Source organism: Brenneria goodwinii (genome assembly GCF_002291445.1).
GTDB classification, from domain to species: domain Bacteria; phylum Pseudomonadota; class Gammaproteobacteria; order Enterobacterales; family Enterobacteriaceae; genus Brenneria; species Brenneria goodwinii.
Genome location: NZ_CP014137.1, coordinates 3,436,087 through 3,454,451, shown reverse-complemented (window position 1 = coordinate 3,454,451; position 18,365 = coordinate 3,436,087). Strand labels below are relative to the sequence as shown.

Here is an 18,365-nt window from a genome sequence, read left to right as displayed (position 1 = left end):
GCATAGAGAAAAGTGCTTTTCAACGGAGATTCCGTAGGGGGGATGACACGGAGAAAACCCGCGTCTGGAGGCTATTCCGGCATATACGGCATATGTAAAATATAATCTTATCGTATGATGTTTATACCGGAGAATGTTATGACGAGGTGAAGAATGACGGAATATGTGAGATCTGACAATTTCTGCGATTATTATCCCCATCATCTTTCAATTTGCAGCAATATGGCAGCAAATTGATATTCAATACCCCTGTCATTTGCAAGACGGCGGATGTAATGACCATTAGCCGGTTAACGAGTCGCTCAGGCATAATAGGAGCTCATGTGAAAGGGGATACCGCGATGCACGCGCAGGATCAGGCATTTATCGAGCAGTTTCTGGATGCACTGTGGCTGGAGCGCAATCTGGCGGAAAATACGCTGGCCTCTTACCGGCTGGATTTACGTACTCTGGCCGAGTGGCTGGCGCACCACGATGGCGATCTGCTGCGGGCGCAGGCCGTCGAGCTGCAATCTTTTCTGGCTGAGCGCATTGAGGGCGGTTACAAGGCGACCAGCTCGGCGCGTTTACTGAGTGCCATGCGCCGCTTGTTCCAGTATCTTTACCGGGAAAAGATCCGCAGCGACGATCCCAGCGCCATATTGTCGTCCCCGAAGTTGCCGCAGCGTTTACCGAAAGATTTGAGCGAAGCCCAGGTCGATGCGTTGCTTAACGCGCCCAGCGTTGATCAACCGCTGGAATTGCGCGATAAAGCCATGCTTGAGGTATTGTATGCCACCGGGCTGCGCGTCTCTGAACTGGTGGGGCTGACGCTTAGCGACGTCAGCCTGCGGCAGGGCGTGGTGCGGGTGATCGGGAAAGGAAATAAGGAACGTCTGGTGCCGCTGGGCGAAGAAGCCGTGTATTGGATCGAACAGTATCTGGAATACGGACGGCCGTGGTTGCTCAATGGGCAAACGCTGGATGTATTGTTCCCCAGCAGCCGGGCGCAACAGATGACGCGTCAGACTTTCTGGCATCGCATCAAGCACTATGCGATTCTGGCGTCGATCGATAGCGAAAAATTGTCTCCGCACGTGCTGCGTCACGCATTTGCCACTCATTTATTGAATCACGGCGCGGACTTACGCGTCGTGCAGATGTTACTGGGGCACAGCGATCTTTCCACCACGCAGATTTACACCCATGTGGCGACAGAACGGCTGAAACAGCTCCATCAGCGTCATCACCCACGGGCGTAACGAATTGATTGATAAACGGCAGACGGCAAGTCGCCGGTCATCGCGGATTATCACGGCGTATTTATCGAAACAGGATTGATGAAATGAAAAAAGGGTTACTACTGCTTTCTCTATTGGCGGCAACGGCGGCAGGTTTTGCCCATGCCGATGATGCGGCGATCAAACAAACGATGGCCCGCCTGGGAATGCAGGATGCCGAGGTTCAACCCGCGCCGCTGGCCGGTATGAAAACCGTGCTGACGGATAGCGGCGTATTTTATATCAGCGAGGACGGCAAGCATCTTATCCAGGGGCCGTTATACGACATTAGCGGCAACGTGCCGGTGAACGTGACGAATCAGATCCTGAAAGGAAAAATGGACGCGTTGCAGGATCAGATGATCGTCTATAAAGCCGCGCAGGAAAAATACGTGATAACCGTGTTTACCGATATCACCTGCGGTTATTGCCAGAAGCTGCATGAGCAGATGAAAGATTACAACGCGTTGGGCATTACCGTGCGCTATCTGGCATTCCCGCGTCAGGGCACGAATTCTCGGACCGAGAAGGATATGCAGTCCATCTGGTGCGTCGCCAACCGTAACAAGGCGTTTGATGACGCCATGAAAGGGGATGAAATATCACCGGCAACCTGCAAAACCAACATTGATGCGCATTACCAGCTTGGCATTCAGTTCGGCGTTAAAGGAACTCCGGCGATTGTGTTGGAAGATGGCATGGTGGTGCCTGGCTATCAGGAGCCGAAAGAGATGTTGGCGATGTTGAATGCGCATAAGGCGTCGATGAAGACGGGTGGTTGATAACGCCGTGGAATTGATAACTCAACTCCGCCGGCGTCCTCTGGCGGAAGATATTGATTTACCGATGACCATGCCGCCGCTGTTGCGTCGTCTGTATGCGCAACGCGGCATTAAAGGCGCTCGGGAACTGGAGCGTAGCCTGCGCGGCTTACTGGATTATCGGCTGCTGAATGGTATTGAGCGAGCGGTTGATTTTCTGCAACAGGCGCTGGCGGACCGGCGGCGTATCGTTATTGTCGGCGATTTTGACGCCGATGGCGCAACCAGTACCGCGCTGACGGTGCTGGCGCTGCGCAGTATGGGCGGCGTCAACGTCAAGTATTTGGTGCCGAACCGCTTTGATGACGGCTACGGGCTAAGTCCGGAGGTCGTGGCGCAGGCGGCTGCGCTAGGGGCGGAGGTCATCATCACGGTGGATAACGGTATTTCCTCTCTCGATGGCGTGGACGAAGCGCACCGGCGCGGTATTGCCGTACTGGTTACCGACCACCATCTGCCGGGAGAAACGCTGCCCGTCGCCGATGCCATGATTAATCCCAACCTGCGCGACTGCGCTTTCCCGTCGAAAGCGCTGGCGGGAGTTGGCGTGGCCTTTTACCTGATGATGGCGCTGCGGGCGCGGCTGCGTGAAAGCGGCTGGTTTAGTCAAAATATGCTGACCGAACCCAATCTGGCCGAATTGCTGGATCTGGTGGCGTTGGGCACGGTGGCGGATGTGGTGCCGCTGGACGCCAATAATCGCATTCTGGTGGCGCAGGGGCTGAACCGTATTCGGGCCGGAAAGTGTCGTCCCGGCATCCGCGCGCTGCTGGAAGTGGCTAATCGCGATGCGGGCCAACTGGTCGCCAGCGATCTCGGTTTCGCGCTTGGGCCGCGACTGAACGCCGCCGGACGGCTTGACGATATGTCGATTGGCGTGGCGTTGCTGCTGAGTGACGACATTACGCAGGCGCGTATGCTGGCGAACGATCTGGATGCCCTGAACCAAACGCGCCGTGAAATTGAGCAGGGAATGCAGGTTGAAGCGCTGCGTCTGTGCGAATCGTTGGAGCACAGCCGTGCTGAATTGCCCTATGGGCTGGCGATGTACCACCCGGAATGGCATCAGGGCGTGGTGGGCATTCTGGCGTCGCGGATTAAGGAGCGGTTTCATCGTCCGGTGATCGCTTTTGCCCCTGCGGGCGACGGTATCCTGAAAGGATCCGGGCGGTCGATTGCCGGATTGCATCTGCGCGACGCGCTGGAGCGGCTGGATACGCTGTATCCGGGGTTGATGCTGAAATTCGGCGGGCATGCCATGGCGGCGGGCCTTTCACTGGTGGAGAGTCAGTTTGATGAGTTTCGCTTGCGTTTTGGCGAACTGGTGGGCGAGTGGCTGGACGCGTCCCAACTGGAAGGGATTATCTGGTCGGACGGCGAACTGGCGCTACCCGATTTGTGCCTGTCCACGGCGGAAATGCTGCGCGATGCGGGGCCGTGGGGGCAGTCTTTTCCTGAGCCGACATTTGACGGACGTTTCCGTATTCTGCAACAGAAACTGGTGGGAGAGCGCCACCTGAAAGTGATGGTGGAACCAGTAAACGGCGGCCCGCTGCTGGATGGCATCGCGTTTAATGTGGATACGCTGCTGTGGCCCGACAGCAGCGTGCGGGAGGCGGAGCTGGCGTACAAGCTGGATGTGAATGAGTATCGCGGCAGGCGTTCGGTGCAACTCCTGATCCAGCATTTATGGCCGCTATAGGGGAATGGATGCGGGGTATATAAACCCGGCGCTTAATCCGTTAGAATAGGCGGTTTGAATCTATTCCATCATCTACGACTTAACGTAAGATCATAAAAATCATGTTTGAAATCAATCCGGTAAAAAACCGCATTCAGGACCTGTCTGAACGTACGGCCGTCCTTAGGGGGTATCTTTGACTATGATGCCAAGAAAGAACGCCTCGAAGAAGTAAACGCCGAGCTGGAGCAGCCCGATGTCTGGAACGATCCGGAGCGGGCGCAGACGCTGGGTAAAGAACGTTCCTCGCTGGAAGCCATCGTCGATACCATCGATCAAATGACGCAAGGACTGGAAGATGTCGCCGGCCTGCTTGAGCTGGCGGTGGAAGAAGACGACGAAGACACCTTTAATGAAACCAGCGCCGAACTGGACACGCTGGAAAAGAAACTTGAGCTGCTTGAATTTCGCCGCATGTTCTCCGGCGAATACGATAGCGCTGACTGTTATCTTGATATCCAGGCGGGGTCCGGCGGTACGGAAGCGCAGGACTGGGCCAGCATGCTGTTGCGTATGTACCTGCGCTGGGCGGAAGCCAAAGGCTTTAAAACCGAAGTGATTGAAGAATCCGACGGCGAAGTCGCCGGCATCAAATCCGCCACCATCAAAATCATGGGCGACTACGCGTTTGGCTGGCTGCGTACCGAAACCGGCGTTCATCGCCTGGTGCGTAAAAGTCCGTTTGACTCGGGCGGCCGCCGTCACACCTCATTCAGCTCCGCTTTCGTCTATCCCGAAGTGGATGACGACATTGATATCGAAATCAATCCCGCCGACCTGCGTATTGATGTTTACCGCGCCTCCGGCGCCGGCGGTCAGCACGTTAACCGTACGGAATCGGCGGTGCGTATCACCCACATTCCGACCAACATTGTGACGCAGTGTCAGAATGACCGTTCTCAGCATAAAAACAAAGATCAGGCGATGAAACAGTTGAAAGCCAAGCTGTACGAGTTTGAGATGCAAAAGAAAAATGCTGAGAAACAGGCGATGGAAGACACCAAGTCGGATATCGGCTGGGGAAGCCAGATTCGCTCCTACGTACTGGATGATTCACGCATCAAAGATTTACGTACCGGAGTCGAAACGCGCAATACCCAGTCGGTGCTGGATGGCGATCTGGATAAATTTATTGAAGCAAGTTTAAAAGCGGGGTTATAAGGAATTCTCATGGCTGAATCACAATCACAGGGTGCCGATCAGGCGCAGGAACTTAATAACGAACTGAAATCGCGTCGTGAGAAGCTGGCTGCGCTGCGTGAACATGGCATCGCGTTTCCGAATGATTTCCGCCGTAACAGTACGTCCGATGTTCTGCATGCCGAATACGACGGCAAAGAGAATGAAGAGCTGGAAGCGCTGGATATCGAAGTCACCGTCGCCGGCCGCATGATGACGCGCCGTATCATGGGTAAAGCCTCTTTCGTCACGTTGCAGGACGTTGGCGGACGCATTCAACTGTACGTATCCCGCGATGATTTGGCGGAAGGCATTTACAACGAGCAGTTCAAAAAGTGGGATTTGGGCGACATTCTCGGCGCGCGCGGCAAGCTATTCAAAACCAAAACCGGCGAGCTTTCCGTACACTGTACCGAACTGCGTTTGTTGACCAAGGCGCTGCGTCCGCTGCCGGATAAATTCCACGGCCTGGCCGATCAGGAAACCCGCTATCGTCAGCGCTATCTGGACCTGATCGCCAATGAGGAATCCCGCCATACTTTCCGTATCCGTTCCCAGGTGATGGCGGCGATCCGCCGCTTTATGGTCGATCACGGTTTTATGGAAGTGGAAACGCCGATGATGCAGGTGATCCCCGGCGGCGCGGCGGCGCGTCCGTTCGTCACCCATCACAATGCGCTGGATATCGATATGTATCTGCGTATCGCACCGGAACTGTATCTGAAACGTCTGGTGGTGGGCGGCTTCGAACGCGTATTCGAAATTAACCGCAACTTCCGCAATGAGGGCATCTCCCCGCGTCATAACCCCGAATTCACCATGATGGAACTTTATATGGCGTATGCCGATTATAAAGACCTGATTGTACTGACGGAAAACCTGTTCCGTACGCTGACTCAGGATGTATTGGGCACCACGACGATCGAATATGGCGATCAGACTTTCGACTTCGGCAAGCCGTTTGAGAAGCTGACCATGCGCGAAGCGATCTGCAAATATCGTCCGGAAACCGACGTCGCCGATTTGGACGATCTGGATAAAGCCACCGCCATTGCGCAGTCTCTGGGCATCAAGATCGAGAAAAGCTGGGGCCTGGGCCGCATCGTTACCGAGATCTTTGAAGAAACGGCGGAAAGCAATCTGATTCAGCCGACCTTCATTACCGAATACCCGGCGGAAGTCTCGCCGCTGGCGCGCCGCAACGATCTGAATCCGGAAATCACCGATCGCTTTGAATTCTTCATCGGCGGCCGTGAAATCGGCAACGGCTTCTCCGAGCTGAATGACGCGGAAGATCAGGCCGAGCGTTTCGCGCAGCAGGTGAGCGCCAAAGACGCGGGCGATGATGAAGCGATGTTCTACGATGAAGACTACGTGACCGCGCTGGAACACGGTTTACCGCCAACCGCCGGTCTGGGCATCGGTATCGACCGTATGATTATGCTGTTTACCAACAGCCATACCATCCGCGACGTTATTCTGTTCCCGGCGATGCGCCCGCAGAAATAATCTCGCCGACGGCGAACTGATGTAGTAAAAAACGGCGCCGAATGACGGCGCCGTTTTAGTCAGTAAATTGCAGAGCGGTGAATGAATCCGCCTGATTATTGCAGCAATATGCCCTGGATGAGATTGGCCTTGACGATAGTCACCTGAGAGATCCCCAGCGCCTGCATGAATCCTTCCACCAGCAACAGGTTGCTGACGTCGGTATTGCGGTAATCCCCGACCAGTTCCGAATCTCCTTTCCAGACCTGATTTTTTGATATGCGATCCAGCTCGGCCAGCGTATAGGTGTTGGCCGCCGGTTTTATCTGCGCCTTGATGGAAAAACCATGCACGCCGCCAATACCAATTACGCGGCGGGTTTTCACATCTTCTTTGATCTGCGGGCTAACATGGGTACGCGCATAAAAACTCACGTAGCGCAGTACGGTGTTGCGCAGCGAGCCGATGGGATTGGGCGTGCTGTCTGCGGTGTAATCTTTATTTTGCAGTACGCCGGTGATGAAATCTTTTAGCGTGACCGAAGCCAGTTTACCCTGATAGGTATCGGTAACCGTTTGTCCGTTTTGCTGACGTAAGGCGGTCATTTGCATTGAACCGCCGCCAATATCCCAAACCAACAGGTCGTTATTGTTGAGGGACTCATCACGCAGCGCCGCTTTCGCCGACAGAAAACCCAGTTCGGCTTCCTGTTGCTGCGAAATGATTTTAAGCGTTATATTCGCTTGCTGGTTAAAGTAATCAATGACCTGTTGGCCGTTGGCGGCAGAACGGAATACCGCCGTCGCCACGCCGCTGATGCGCTGTGGATGGAACGTCCTTGCCTTCGTCACCAGCTCATTCAGCGCCGCAAGCCCTTGTTGCTGGATCGCTGTGCTGAGTTGGTTATCGGCAGATTTGGACAGATCGGCGTTAAAGGCAATCGGCCGTTGATCTTCATACAACATTTTTCCCAGAATCTGCCGGCAAATATCCACCTGAGCCACCTGGATCTTGGTGCTGCCCGAGCCCATATCAATGCCGGCTCGCGTTTCAATACAATTGCTGGCTGCTGCCGAAAAAGCGCTGGTGAGCAACACCAGCCCGACGATACCGATTAAGCGTTTTTTCATTTCATCCTGCCATAAAATAAAGTAAGAAAATCCAGTCAGTTACAATTACCTGTTTTCTCATCCGTTTTTCAACTATCCAAGGATAATAAAAAAGGGACTAGCGCGCAGCCTAACGCGGATTTTGCGTAAAGAAGATCCTATATGCCTGCCGCTTTCGCCGGGTACGGGCGATAACGCCGATATAGCGGCAATAAACCCAAAGACGCTTTTTAAGTCCGTGTCTCTGCGATTGGTTAAAAGCTGAACGTCTTGTCAGGATTTTTGCTTGCCCGGCAACAGGATAGCGCTATAATGCCAAGCGCGCTTTCCCCGCGAGTGTAGTTCAATGGTAGAACGAGAGCTTCCCAAGCTCTATACGAGGGTTCGATTCCCTTCACTCGCTCCAAACACACTTATCCCCAAGTCTAGTAAAGTCAACTAAACCCAGTAATTACAAGCCGTTCCTCAAATCCTGATTATCTCAACGTCTACTACGTTCTACCCAAATCTATACATTAATGTGCATGGTGATGTGTATCGGATATCAATTCTTCTTCGGATCTATACACAGTGCCCCTCACCGACCTTGAGCTACGGCGTTTTACGTCGAAAGACAGCGTAGAGCATACCGGATCGGGAAAAAACCAAGCTGGGCTTGCTCCGGTTTATCGTCTAGAGGGATAAAAAGTCACATTGTCTGAGGCGGGTATTTCCTCCTCCGGGTGCAAAAGATGCACCACGATATGACACCCCTGAACCAAGCTGGCGCATAGAGGTGGTTTTCCACGATGGGCGGCGGGTGGAAAAAGGCAGTTTTTTGTCCGGAGACTGTATCGGTGAGTGCGGCGGCGGCCCGGGGCGGGGGACGCCGATCTGGTTTACACGGCAGACAGCTTGTCGATGATGGACTGCCGTATGTTATTGATGTGACGAATAGTTTCCGCTGCCGCGGCGGCTGAGTCGCTCCGGATAAGGGCGTCGACGATAGCCAGATGCTCCTCGCAGACGGCAGGGCCGCGCGCCTTTTCCAGATGTTTGGGGGAGAACATGCGGGTTTTCAGGCGCAGATCCGCGATGATGCTGGCGAGCAGGGTGTTTTCGCAATATTCGAGGATGAGCTCGTGCAGCGAGGTATCCACCTCGTAGAAGTCTGCGGGAGTGGGGTCGGCCGCGGCGGTGAGGGCTTCGATGCGCTCGCGCAGGGCAAGCAGACGCGTTTGCGGAATGTGTCCGGTGGCGCGGGTGGCTGCATCGGCTTCGAGCATCCGGCGTACGTGCAGGATCTCCATGATTTCCTGGATGGAAACCAGCCGCACAAACAGGCGGTTGCTGGAGTTGCGCTCAAGCACGCGTTCGCCTTCGAGGCGGTGCATGGCCTCGCGCAGCGGCGTGCGAGAAACGTTCAGGCGCAGTGCCAGCGCGCGTTCCTGGATTTGTTCGCCCTGGCGCAGTTTGCGCGACAGGATCAGGGCCACTAGCTCGTCGTAGACCTGGTTGCCCAAGCCCTTCGTGGCGTTATTCTCGCCTGCGTCGACGTCTACTTCCTCGGGAATTTCCTTGTGTTCCATGATCTGTTCTTTTGATGTTGATGGGCAAAGATTACCTCATCTCAATCTGGCATGCAAGTTGCTTACAAGTGGTATACCACTGGTGTCCAGTTTGGATATCACTTTTCGATAGTTCATTTCAAGAGCAACGAGCCGTGTCCAGAGCAGAGAAAAAATTTTGTGCGATCCTGTCTGACCGCGTCAAGAATGCGAGTCCCTCGGCCACGGTGGCGATCACCGAGGTGGCCCGCCGACTGGCGGCCGAGGGCCGGACGATCATCAGCCTGAGTGTCGGCGAGTTGGATTTCGATACCCCGGCGCACATCCAGCATGCGGCGATCCGCGGCATGAACGAAGGCCACACACGCTATACGAATGTGGGTGGTACGCCTTCGCTGAAGGCGGCGATTGCGCGCAAATTCACCCGCGACAATGCGCTGGGATACAAGCCGGCGGAAATCATCGCGGCTACCGGTGCCAAACAGATCCTCTTCAATGCGTTGCTCGCCACGCTCAATCCCGGCGATGAAGTAATCGTGGTGGCGCCGTACTGGGTGTCGTACTCCGAGATGGTGAAGATCGCCGGCGGCGTGCCGGTGCAGGTGACGCCGGAAGAGGCGACTCAATTCAAGCTCACGCCTTCGTTGCTGGCCGCTGCCGTGACGCCCTCTTCGCGCTGGCTGATCCTGAATGCGCCATGCAATCCCTCAGGGGCACTGTATACCGCCGACGAGCTGCGCGCCCTGGCTGATGTGGTGTGCCGGCATCCGGCGATGATGGTGATGGCCGACGATATTTATGAGGAGATCGTATTCGAGGGCGAGTTCGTCTCCTTTGCGCAGGCCGCGCCAGATATGCGCGATCGTACGCTGACGATTAACGGCGTCTCCAAGACTTATGCGATGACGGGTTGGCGCCTGGGTTACGCGGGCGGACCCGAATGGCTAATCAAGGCGATGGCGCTACTGCAGTCGCAGAGCACCAGCAATCCCTCTTCGATTAGCCAGGTGGCGGCGCAGGCCGCGCTGGATGGCCCGCAGGATTTTCTTGATGACTGGCGTGCGCGCTTGCGCGTGCGCCGCGATCTGGCTCTGCGCATCCTGCGGCGGGCGGCCCCGGTGCTGCGTGTGCCGGAAGCACCGCAAGGGGCCTTCTACCTGTATGTGAATTGCGCCGGCGCCATTGGTATGAAAACGCCGGCCGGCGAGATTATCGCTAATGATGAAGATATGACGCGTTATTTGCTTGAGCGCGTTGGCGTGGCCGTGGTGCCGGGTACGGCCTTCGGGCTGGCGCCGTATTTACGCGTGAGTTATGCGCTGGCCGATGATCGGCTCGAACGTGCCTGCGAACTCATCGTCGAGGCTTGTACCGCGCTGGTGCGGGACTGAGGAGCGGTCATGAATACATTCAGTGCCGAAGACTGTGTGCTGGAGCCGGTGGGTGAGCGTTGCGTGCTGATCCGCATCGGCGAGCGGCTCGATGAAGAGGTCATCGCATGGGTTCACGCCATTACGGCGCGGGTGGCGGCTGCGGCACTGCCCGGCGTGGAAGAGGTGGTGCCGGCCTTCACTACAGTGGCTGTGCAGTACCGGCCGGAGGTGTTTGACGGTGCGCAGGGTTTGCCTTCTGCGCAACTTATGACGCTGCTGCGTGGGCTACTCCGGGAGGAATTGACGACGATGCAAATGACTGCGCGACAGATTGAGATCCCGGCCTGCTATGGCGGAGAGTTTGGGCCGGATCTGGAAGCGGTGGCGCGGTTTGCCGGTATTTCCGCCAAGGAAGTGGTGGCGCTGCACAGCAGCCGCGAGATGACGGTGTATGCCTTCTTCTTCTCGCCCGGTAATTCGTTTTCAGGGCCGATGGATGCTTGCCTCGGCATTGGCCGCCGGGCCACCCCGCGCACATGCGTGGAGGCCGGCTCGGTGGCGATTGCCAACGGTCTCACCTCGATCTATCAAAACGCTTCGCCAGGCGGCTGGCAGGTGATCGCGCGGACGCCATGGAACATGTTCGATCTGACCAACGATCCGCCGGTGCGCCTGCGCCTGGGCGATCGCATTCGCTTCCGTCCGGTATCTGCCGAGGAATTCGTCACGCTACTGGAGCCGCGCCCATGAATGTCATGCACATCGAGCGTCCGGGGTTTCTGACTACTTTTCAGGATAGCGGGCGGCGCGGTTTCCAGAAATATGGCGTACCGGTCGGGGGGCCGATGGATGAGTGGGCCCACTCGGTAGCCAATGCGTTGGTGGGCAATGCGCCGGATGCCGCCGTGCTTGAATGCACGCTCACTGGGCCGTGCCTGCGCTTTACGGAAAACACCGTGATCGCTCTGTGCGGTGCGCGCATGCAGGTGAGCGCCGCTGGCGTAGCGCTGCCGTATGACCGCGCCATTCTACTGCGGCGCGGCACGCTGCTGGAAGTAGGGCCGCGCCAGCGCGGCGCTCGCCTATATCTAGCGGTACGCGGCGCACCAAGCATGGCGCCGGTGTTAGGCAGCCGCAGCACCAATCTGCGCGCTCGCTTCGGCGGCGTTGAGGGGCGAGCGCTGGCCGCCGGCGATGCGGTGGGGTTTGCGTCCGTCGGCGACAGGCTGCCGATCGAGATACGTATGGTGAACAGCTCGTTGCCGGTGCTGCTGGCGCCGGAAATCGATGCCGATACCGCGCCGCGTGAGGAGATGCCGTTACGCATGGTGTGCGGAGCGCATTGGGCGGCCTTCGATGCGGCGGCACAGGCGGCGCTGACGGCAAATGATTTTGTCATGCAGGCGGACTCGGATCGGCAAGGGCTTCGCCTGCAGGGGCCGCCCTTGGGCTTGCGCGCACCGCTGGAAGTGGTTTCCGAGGCGACGGTGTTCGGCACCGTGCAGGTGCCGCCGGATGGTAATCCCATTGTCCTGATGGCGGATCGCCAGAGCGCCGGGGGCTATCCGAAGATTGCCACGGTGGCCGGTGTGGATCTGCCGGCGCTGGCGCAGCGCGTGCCTGGCGAGGCGCTGCGCTTTACGCAGATCGGGCAGGATGCGGCGGAAACGCTGTGGTTAGCGCGTTGCCGAAAACTGGCGGCGCTGGCGGACAGGGCGGCGGAAGCGCTGCGGCGCTGAGCAAGATTGGGGTGACGCACTTGTTGGCAACGCAACAGGCGGCAAGGCAATAGGCAGGAATGCAATACGTAGGAGAGGCGACAGTGGCATCAATCGATATCAATTGCGACATGGGCGAGAGTTTCGGTGCCTGGAACATGGGCGACGACGCACTGCTCATGCAATACATAAGCTCGGCCAACATCGCCTGTGGATTTCACGCGGGCGACCCCGATGTCATGCTGGAAACGGTGCGCCGCGCGCTGGCCTGCAACGTGGCTATCGGCGCGCATCCCGGTCTGCCTGACCTGCAGGGTTTTGGGCGCCGCGAGATGGCGCTGGCGCCGAGCCAGGTGTACGCCCTTGTAGCCTATCAGGTGGGCGCGCTGTATGGCGTGGCCCGCGCCCAGGGCGGCAGCCTGCATCACGTGAAGACGCATGGCGCGCTCTACGGCATGACGGCGCGCCAACCCGAGATGGCCCGCGCAGTGGCGCAGGCGGTGTATGACATTGACGCCACTCTGCCGGTGTACGTCGCCAATGCGAACATGGCGCAGGCCGTGCGCGAACGTGGCCTGCCGGTGGTCTACGAAGTGTATGCCGACCGTAGCTATCAGGACGATGGCACGCTTACGCCACGCAACCTGCCCAACGCGATGATCGAGGATGTCGATCAAGCCATTGCGCAGGTTCTCCAGATGGTGCATACCGGCACAGTCACGGCACTCTCCGGCAAACGTGTGCCGATTGACGCCGACACCCTGTGCATCCATGGCGACCAAGCCGGCGCGGCGAACTTTGCCGCCCACATTCGCTCGGCCCTGCTGGCCGAAGGAATCGAGGTCCGAACGCCGTAATGGCGGTGCGGATGCCGATGAGTTTTTTCCCCTTCCTTAACCTTTGAATGAGAAAGCCCAATTATGTCTAGCATTCATCATCCGGGTCGCAAAGTCGGCCTTCTGAAAGGATTGGCCGGCGCGCTGGCGCTCTGTGTCGGTTTGAGCACTACAAGTGAGGCCAGCGAACCGTTGCACGGCGGGGTGTTGCGCACCATCGTGACACCAGAGCCGCCCACGTTGATGCTGGGACTCAACCAGCAATCCCCGACGCAGCTTGTGGCTGGCAAGATTTACGAAAGCCTCCTGCGCTGGACGCCGGATCTCAAGCCGATTCCCTGTCTCGCTAAGTCCTGGACCATCTCGGAGGATGGCAAAGTGTACACCTTCGAGCTGCAGAGCGACGTCAAATGGCAGGACGGCGAGCCCTTCACGGCGGATGACGTGGTGTTTTCCATCGATAAATTCCTGCGTTCCGAACACCCGCGGGCGCGTGTGATTATCGATCAATTCGTTGATTCAGTGAAGGCGCTCTCGCCGACCGAGGTGGAGATCCGTCTCAAAGAGCCATTCGCCCCGTTCCTCAAATCTTTTGTCAGCGACAACATGCCGATGGTGCCCAAACACATCTATGACGGCACGGATTACAAGAGTAACCCCGCCAACCAGCACCCGATCGGCACAGGCCCCTTCATGTTTAAGGAGTGGAAAAAGGGCTCCTACGTGATCCTTGAGCGCAACCCGAACTACTGGGAGAAGGGCAAGCCTTATCTGGACAGCGTTGTCTTCAACGTGATCCCGGATGCCGCCTCGCGCGCCCTGGCCTTTGAACGCGGCGACGTGCAGATGGTTAGCGCCAACGACATCGACGGCGTCGATGTCGGCCGTCTGAGCAAGCTGCCTGGCGTGAAGTATTCCACCGAGGGCTGGGAGATGTTCGCCAAACAGGCCTACATCCAGATGAACTTCGATCGCAAACCCTTTGACAACATCAAGGTACGCCAGGCAGTGATGATGGCGATCAACCGCGATTTCGTGGTCAAGAACATCTTCTTCGGTCTGGGTAAGGTCGCCACCGGCCCCATCTCCTCGGCCACACCATTCTACGAGCCGAACGTCCGCAAGTATCCATTCGATATCAAGCAGGCGCGTGAGCTGATCAAAGAATCCGGTGTCGATGTCTCCAAGACGCCGATCAAGATCCTGGCCTATCCGTATGGCGCCGCGTGGGATCGCCTCACCGAATACACCCGCCAATGCCTCCAGCAGCTTGGCTTTCAAGTGGAGATAGAATCGGCGGATGCCGGCACCTGGGCCAATCGCGTTTCGAACTTCGACTTCGACCTAACCTTCAGCTACACCTCGCAGTACGGCGACCCGGCGCTCGGCGTGGCCCGCCTGTACCTGACGCGCAACATCGTCAAGGGATCGGCCTTCGTCAACAACCAGGGCTACCGCAATCCGACGCTCGACAAAATGTGGGATGAGGCAGCCTCCTCCACCTCGGAAAACGAACGCCAGAGGCTTTACTCCGCCATCCAGAAGCAACTGGTTGATGATGTGGCCAATGGCTATCTGTTCGAGCTGGTGATCCCCACGCTGTACAGCCAAAAGGTGCATAACATGATCACCAGCGCCACCGGTGTGAACGACAACTTTGCCGATGTATGGATGGACAAGTAAGCCGAGACGGTATGCGTAGTTCCTGTGTTGAACCCCGCGGCGCGGAAGCGCATGGCGTTGCGGGGCCATGAATCACTGTTTTTAGGATCTAATTGTATGAATACATTGTCCTTCCTGGTTGCTCGCATGGGAAAGGCGATCCTGGTTGTGCTTGGCGTGGTGATCATCAATTTCATGTTGATCCGATTGGCGCCAGGGGATCCCGCCGCTGTGCTGGCCGGTGAGTCCGGCTCCTCCGATCCGGCCTATGTCGAACAGTTGCGCCATCAGTTCGGGCTGGATCAGCCGGTGTACGTCCAGCTCGGCACCTATCTGAAGGGAATGGCTCATTTCGATCTGGGTTTTTCCTATCGAGAACGCCTTCCCGTGCTGGACCTGATCCTCGATCGCCTTCCGGCCACGCTTCTGCTGATGGTCTGCGCCTTTCTGTTTTCGGTGATCTTCGGCGTGCTCGCCGGCGTGATCGCCTCGCGGGCGCGATACCGCGGCAAATATCAATGGCTAGACAGCGTGATCATGACGTTGGCGCTGGTGGTATACGCTACCCCGCAATTCTGGCTGGCGCTGCTGGCCATCATCTTCTTTTCATTGCAGCTTGGCTGGTTGCCCGCTTTCGGCATGGAAACCGTGGCCGGCGGCTTGCATGGCTGGGCGCGGATCAAGGATGTGGGTCTGCACTTGATCCTGCCGACGCTTTCGCTGGGCTGCTTCTTCATGTCGGTGTACGCCCGGCTGGTGCGGGCCTCGATGCTTGAGGTGCTCGGCCAGGATTTCATCAAGACGGCGCGCGCCAAGGGCGTACCGGTGGGCGAGATCATCGGCCGCCACGCGCTACGCAATGCGCTGCTGCCGGTGGTGACTTTCGCCGGCATCCAGCTCGGCCAGATGGCAGGCGGCGCGGTGCTCACCGAGACGGTGTTCGGCTGGCCCGGCATCGGCCGCCTGATGTTCGATTCGTTGATCCAGCGTGATTATCAACTCCTCCTTGGGGTGTTCCTGATGACCTCAACTATGGTGGTGATCTTCAACCTTATCACCGATCTCATCTATCGCTTCATCGATCCTCGGATCCAGTAAGGCTGATTCTATGAAAAAGTTTTTTATCCATTTCCTATCCAACCGTGGGGCCGCCGTCGGGCTGGTGATCCTGCTGCTGGTGATCCTTATGGCGATCTTCGCCTCGTTCTTCTATACCGATTCGCCCTGGATGATGGTGGCCGAGCCGCTGATCCCGCCCTTCACCAATCTGGATTACCCGCTGGGCACCGACATGCTTGGCCGCGATTTGGCCGCAGGGTTGGCCTATGGGGCGCGCGTATCGCTGCTCATCGGCATTGTCTCGACCGCCGTGGCGGTGGTGGTGGGCATCTTCATCGGCGCCATCGCCGGCTACTATGGCCGCTGGCTCGACGACGTGCTGATGCGCTTCACCGAGTTCTTCCAGACCATCCCGCATCTGGCTATGGCCCTGGTTCTGGTGGCGATTTTCAAGCCTTCCACGCTTTCCATCGTCGCCTCCATCGCGGTAGTCTCCTGGCCGCCGGTGGCGCGGCTGGTGCGCAGCGAGTTCATGAGTCTAAAGCAGCGCGAGTTCGTGCAGGCCGCCATCGTCATCGGGCAGGTGCCGGGGCGTATCATCTTCACGCAGATCCTGCCTAACGCCGCTTCGCCGATCATCGTCACCGCCTCGTTGATGACGGCCACGGCGATCTTGGTGGAATCCTCGTTGTCCTTTCTCGGACTGGGCGATCGCAACTACATGAGCTGGGGCTTCATGATCGGGGCCGCCCGCACGATGTTGCGTGAAGCGCCCTGGATGAGCCTGTGGCCGGGTCTGTTCATCATGCTCACGGTGCTGGCGATCAATCTCATCGGCGAAGGTCTCAACGATGCCCTCAACCCCCAACTGCGTAAGCGCGGCGCCTGAGCGGAGCGTTAAATCATGAGTGATAACAACATTGCGGCGCCGCAACGCGCCGCCGGCCAGGAGCCATTGCTTTCCATCCGCAATCTTTCCATCGCGCTGCCGCGCGGCGGCGATCGACCGTATGCTGTGCAGGGTCTTAATTACGACATCCATCCCGGTGAGATCCTCTGCGTGGTCGGCGAATCCGGCTCGGGCAAATCCATGAGCGCGAATGCCATCATGGGCCTGCTGCCATCCTATCTCACGCCGGAGAGCGGCGAGATCCTCCTGGCCGGCCTGGATCTGCTGCGTCAGCCAGAGGAAAAGCTGCGCGCCATGCGCGGCAAGGATATGGCGATGATTTTCCAGGAGCCGCTCTCGGCGCTCAACCCGCTGATGACGGTAGGCGATCAGATCGCCGAGGTGATGCGCGTGCACAAATCCTATCCGGGAGCCGAGGCGGAGCGCCGCGTGCTCGAACTGCTTGAATTCGTCGGCCTTCCGGAGCCTGAGCAGATCCGCCACAGCTGGCCTTTCCGTCTCTCCGGCGGGCAACGTCAGCGCGTGGTGATCGCGATGGCGCTGGCGTTGGAGCCGAAGCTGCTGATCGCCGATGAACCGACCACTGCGCTGGACGTCACCACGCAGGCGCAGATCCTCGAACTGATCGCGCGCATCCAGCGCGAAAAAGGCATGGCGGTGATGTTCGTAACGCACGATTTTGGCGTAGTGGCGGAGATCGCCGATCATGTCGCGGTCATGGAAAAGGGCCTGCTTGTGGAGCAGGGACCGGCGGACGACGTGCTTAATCGCCCGCAGCACCCTTACACGCGCCGTTTGATCGGCTCGGTGCCGCACGGTCGCGCTGCGCCGCACGAAATGCCGTCGGGACAGAATCATGTGGTGCTGGAGGTGCGCGAGCTGCGTAAGACCTATCGCGGCGGCGGCGGCTGGTTCAAACCCCGGCGCGTGGTGCACGCCGTCGACGGGGTGTCGTTCAAGGTGATGCATGGCGAGACGGTGGGCATCGTCGGCGAATCAGGCTCCGGCAAATCGACCATCGGCCGCTGTTTGCTCAAGCTCACCGATATCGATAGCGGGCAGATGTTGTTCCACGGTCAGGATATCGCCAAGCTCTCGGAATCGCAGTTCCGCCCGCTACGCTCTTCGATCCAGATGATTTTCCAGGATCCGTTCGCCTCGCTTAATCCGCGCCAGACGGTGGGCAAGATCCTCTGCGACGGCCCGGTGGCCAACGGCGTGCCGCGCCATCATGCGGAAGCCCGGGCGCGCGAACTGCTGGAACTGGTGGAGCTGGAGGCTTCCGCCTTCTCGCGCTATCCCAATGAATTTTCCGGTGGGCAGCGCCAGCGCATCGGCATCGCCCGTGCCTTGGCGCTGGAGCCGCAGCTCATTGTGGCCGACGAATCGGTATCGGCCCTTGATGTATCGGTGCAGGCCCAGGTGCTGCGCCTGCTGCGTGATGTACAGCGCAAAATGAATCTGGCGTTGATCTTCGTGACACACGATCTGCGCGTGGCTGCTCACATCTGCGACCGCTTGCTTGTTATGCACCGTGGACGCATCGTCGAGCAGGGCGTGCCGACGCAAATCTTCAATGCCCCGGTGGCTCCTTATACGCAGCAGCTTATCGCCGCGGTGCCGGGGCGACACTGGGATCCCGCCGCTGTAGCCTTGGAGTGAT

At 58.0% G+C, this 18,365-nt stretch carries 15 protein-coding genes and 1 tRNA gene; 14 read left to right on the top strand and 2 right to left on the bottom strand.

The genetic code is table 11. The annotated features are described in order from the left end of the window. Positions 1-341: 341 nt before the first annotated feature. The 5 genes from xerD (at position 342) to lysS (ending at position 6,509) form a co-directional block, all read left to right on the top strand. Complete coding sequence (xerD, locus tag ACN28R_RS15295) at positions 342-1,241, top strand: site-specific tyrosine recombinase XerD (protein WP_095834857.1); 900 nt, start codon at positions 342-344, stop codon at positions 1,239-1,241. An 83-nt stretch (positions 1,242-1,324) separates the two neighbouring features. Continuing rightward, on the top strand, positions 1,325-2,041 hold the full coding sequence (dsbC, locus tag ACN28R_RS15290; RefSeq protein ID WP_095834856.1) for a bifunctional protein-disulfide isomerase/oxidoreductase DsbC: 717 nt from the start codon (positions 1,325-1,327) through the stop codon (positions 2,039-2,041). A 7-nt stretch (positions 2,042-2,048) separates the two neighbouring features. Beyond that, entirely contained in the window at positions 2,049-3,782 is a 1,734-nt protein-coding gene (recJ, locus tag ACN28R_RS15285) for a single-stranded-DNA-specific exonuclease RecJ (RefSeq protein WP_095835822.1), read from the top strand. A gap of 101 nt (positions 3,783-3,883) precedes the next feature. After that, positions 3,884-4,982, top strand: a protein-coding gene (gene prfB / locus ACN28R_RS15280; protein ID WP_121514186.1) for a peptide chain release factor 2 whose coding sequence is annotated in 2 segments (ribosomal slippage) — positions 3,884-3,958 and positions 3,960-4,982 — 1,098 coding nt in all. Because the reading frame shifts where the segments join, the coding sequence is not laid out codon by codon here. A 9-nt stretch (positions 4,983-4,991) separates the two neighbouring features. Next, the gene (lysS, locus tag ACN28R_RS15275; protein ID WP_095834855.1) at positions 4,992-6,509 is read left to right on the top strand and encodes a lysine--tRNA ligase; all 1,518 of its coding nucleotides are present in this window, start codon (positions 4,992-4,994) and stop codon (positions 6,507-6,509) included. A gap of 95 nt (positions 6,510-6,604) precedes the next feature. Here the strand turns inward: lysS and ACN28R_RS15270 are convergent, their stop codons facing one another. Next, positions 6,605-7,618: a Ppx/GppA phosphatase family protein gene (locus ACN28R_RS15270; protein ID WP_048636212.1), complete on the bottom strand. Its 1,014-nt coding sequence runs from the start codon at positions 7,616-7,618 to the stop codon at positions 6,605-6,607. Between the two features lie 311 nt (positions 7,619-7,929). Here ACN28R_RS15270 and ACN28R_RS15265 point away from each other — a divergent pair. Beyond that, positions 7,930-8,003, top strand: a tRNA-Gly gene (locus ACN28R_RS15265). Positions 8,004-8,475: 472 nt separating this feature from the next. Here ACN28R_RS15265 and ACN28R_RS15260 read toward each other — a convergent pair. After that, positions 8,476-9,165 (bottom strand): GntR family transcriptional regulator, encoded by a 690-nt coding sequence (locus ACN28R_RS15260; protein WP_095834854.1) that lies wholly within the window; start codon positions 9,163-9,165, stop codon positions 8,476-8,478. A gap of 134 nt (positions 9,166-9,299) precedes the next feature. Here ACN28R_RS15260 and ACN28R_RS15255 point away from each other — a divergent pair, with 134 nt between their 5' ends. The 8 genes from ACN28R_RS15255 (at position 9,300) to ACN28R_RS15220 (ending at position 18,364) form a co-directional block, all read left to right on the top strand. Next, entirely contained in the window at positions 9,300-10,535 is a 1,236-nt protein-coding gene (locus ACN28R_RS15255; protein ID WP_236840147.1) for a pyridoxal phosphate-dependent aminotransferase, read from the top strand. 9 nt (positions 10,536-10,544) lie between these two features. Next, complete coding sequence (pxpB, locus tag ACN28R_RS15250) at positions 10,545-11,267, top strand: 5-oxoprolinase subunit PxpB (RefSeq protein WP_048636209.1); 723 nt, start codon at positions 10,545-10,547, stop codon at positions 11,265-11,267. Continuing rightward, entirely contained in the window at positions 11,264-12,256 is a 993-nt protein-coding gene (locus tag ACN28R_RS15245) for a 5-oxoprolinase subunit C family protein (protein WP_048636208.1), read from the top strand. The genes pxpB and ACN28R_RS15245 overlap by 4 nt, the downstream gene beginning before the upstream one ends. An 83-nt stretch (positions 12,257-12,339) precedes the next feature. Next, positions 12,340-13,092, top strand: coding sequence for a LamB/YcsF family protein (locus ACN28R_RS15240; RefSeq protein WP_095834853.1), 753 nt, complete (start codon positions 12,340-12,342; stop codon positions 13,090-13,092). Positions 13,093-13,155: 63 nt separating this feature from the next. Then, on the top strand, positions 13,156-14,754 hold the full coding sequence (locus tag ACN28R_RS15235; protein ID WP_053085505.1) for an ABC transporter substrate-binding protein: 1,599 nt from the start codon (positions 13,156-13,158) through the stop codon (positions 14,752-14,754). Positions 14,755-14,850: 96 nt separating this feature from the next. Further along, positions 14,851-15,831, top strand: coding sequence for an ABC transporter permease (locus ACN28R_RS15230; RefSeq protein ID WP_048636206.1), 981 nt, complete (start codon positions 14,851-14,853; stop codon positions 15,829-15,831). Positions 15,832-15,841: 10 nt separating this feature from the next. After that, positions 15,842-16,681 carry an ABC transporter permease gene (locus tag ACN28R_RS15225; RefSeq protein ID WP_048636205.1) on the top strand — a complete coding sequence of 280 codons (840 nt, stop codon included), beginning with the start codon at positions 15,842-15,844 and terminating at the stop codon, positions 16,679-16,681. Positions 16,682-16,696: 15 nt separating this feature from the next. After that, positions 16,697-18,364 (top strand): ABC transporter ATP-binding protein, encoded by a 1,668-nt coding sequence (locus ACN28R_RS15220; RefSeq protein ID WP_095834852.1) that lies wholly within the window; start codon positions 16,697-16,699, stop codon positions 18,362-18,364. The last annotated feature ends 1 nt before the right edge of the window (position 18,365 follow it).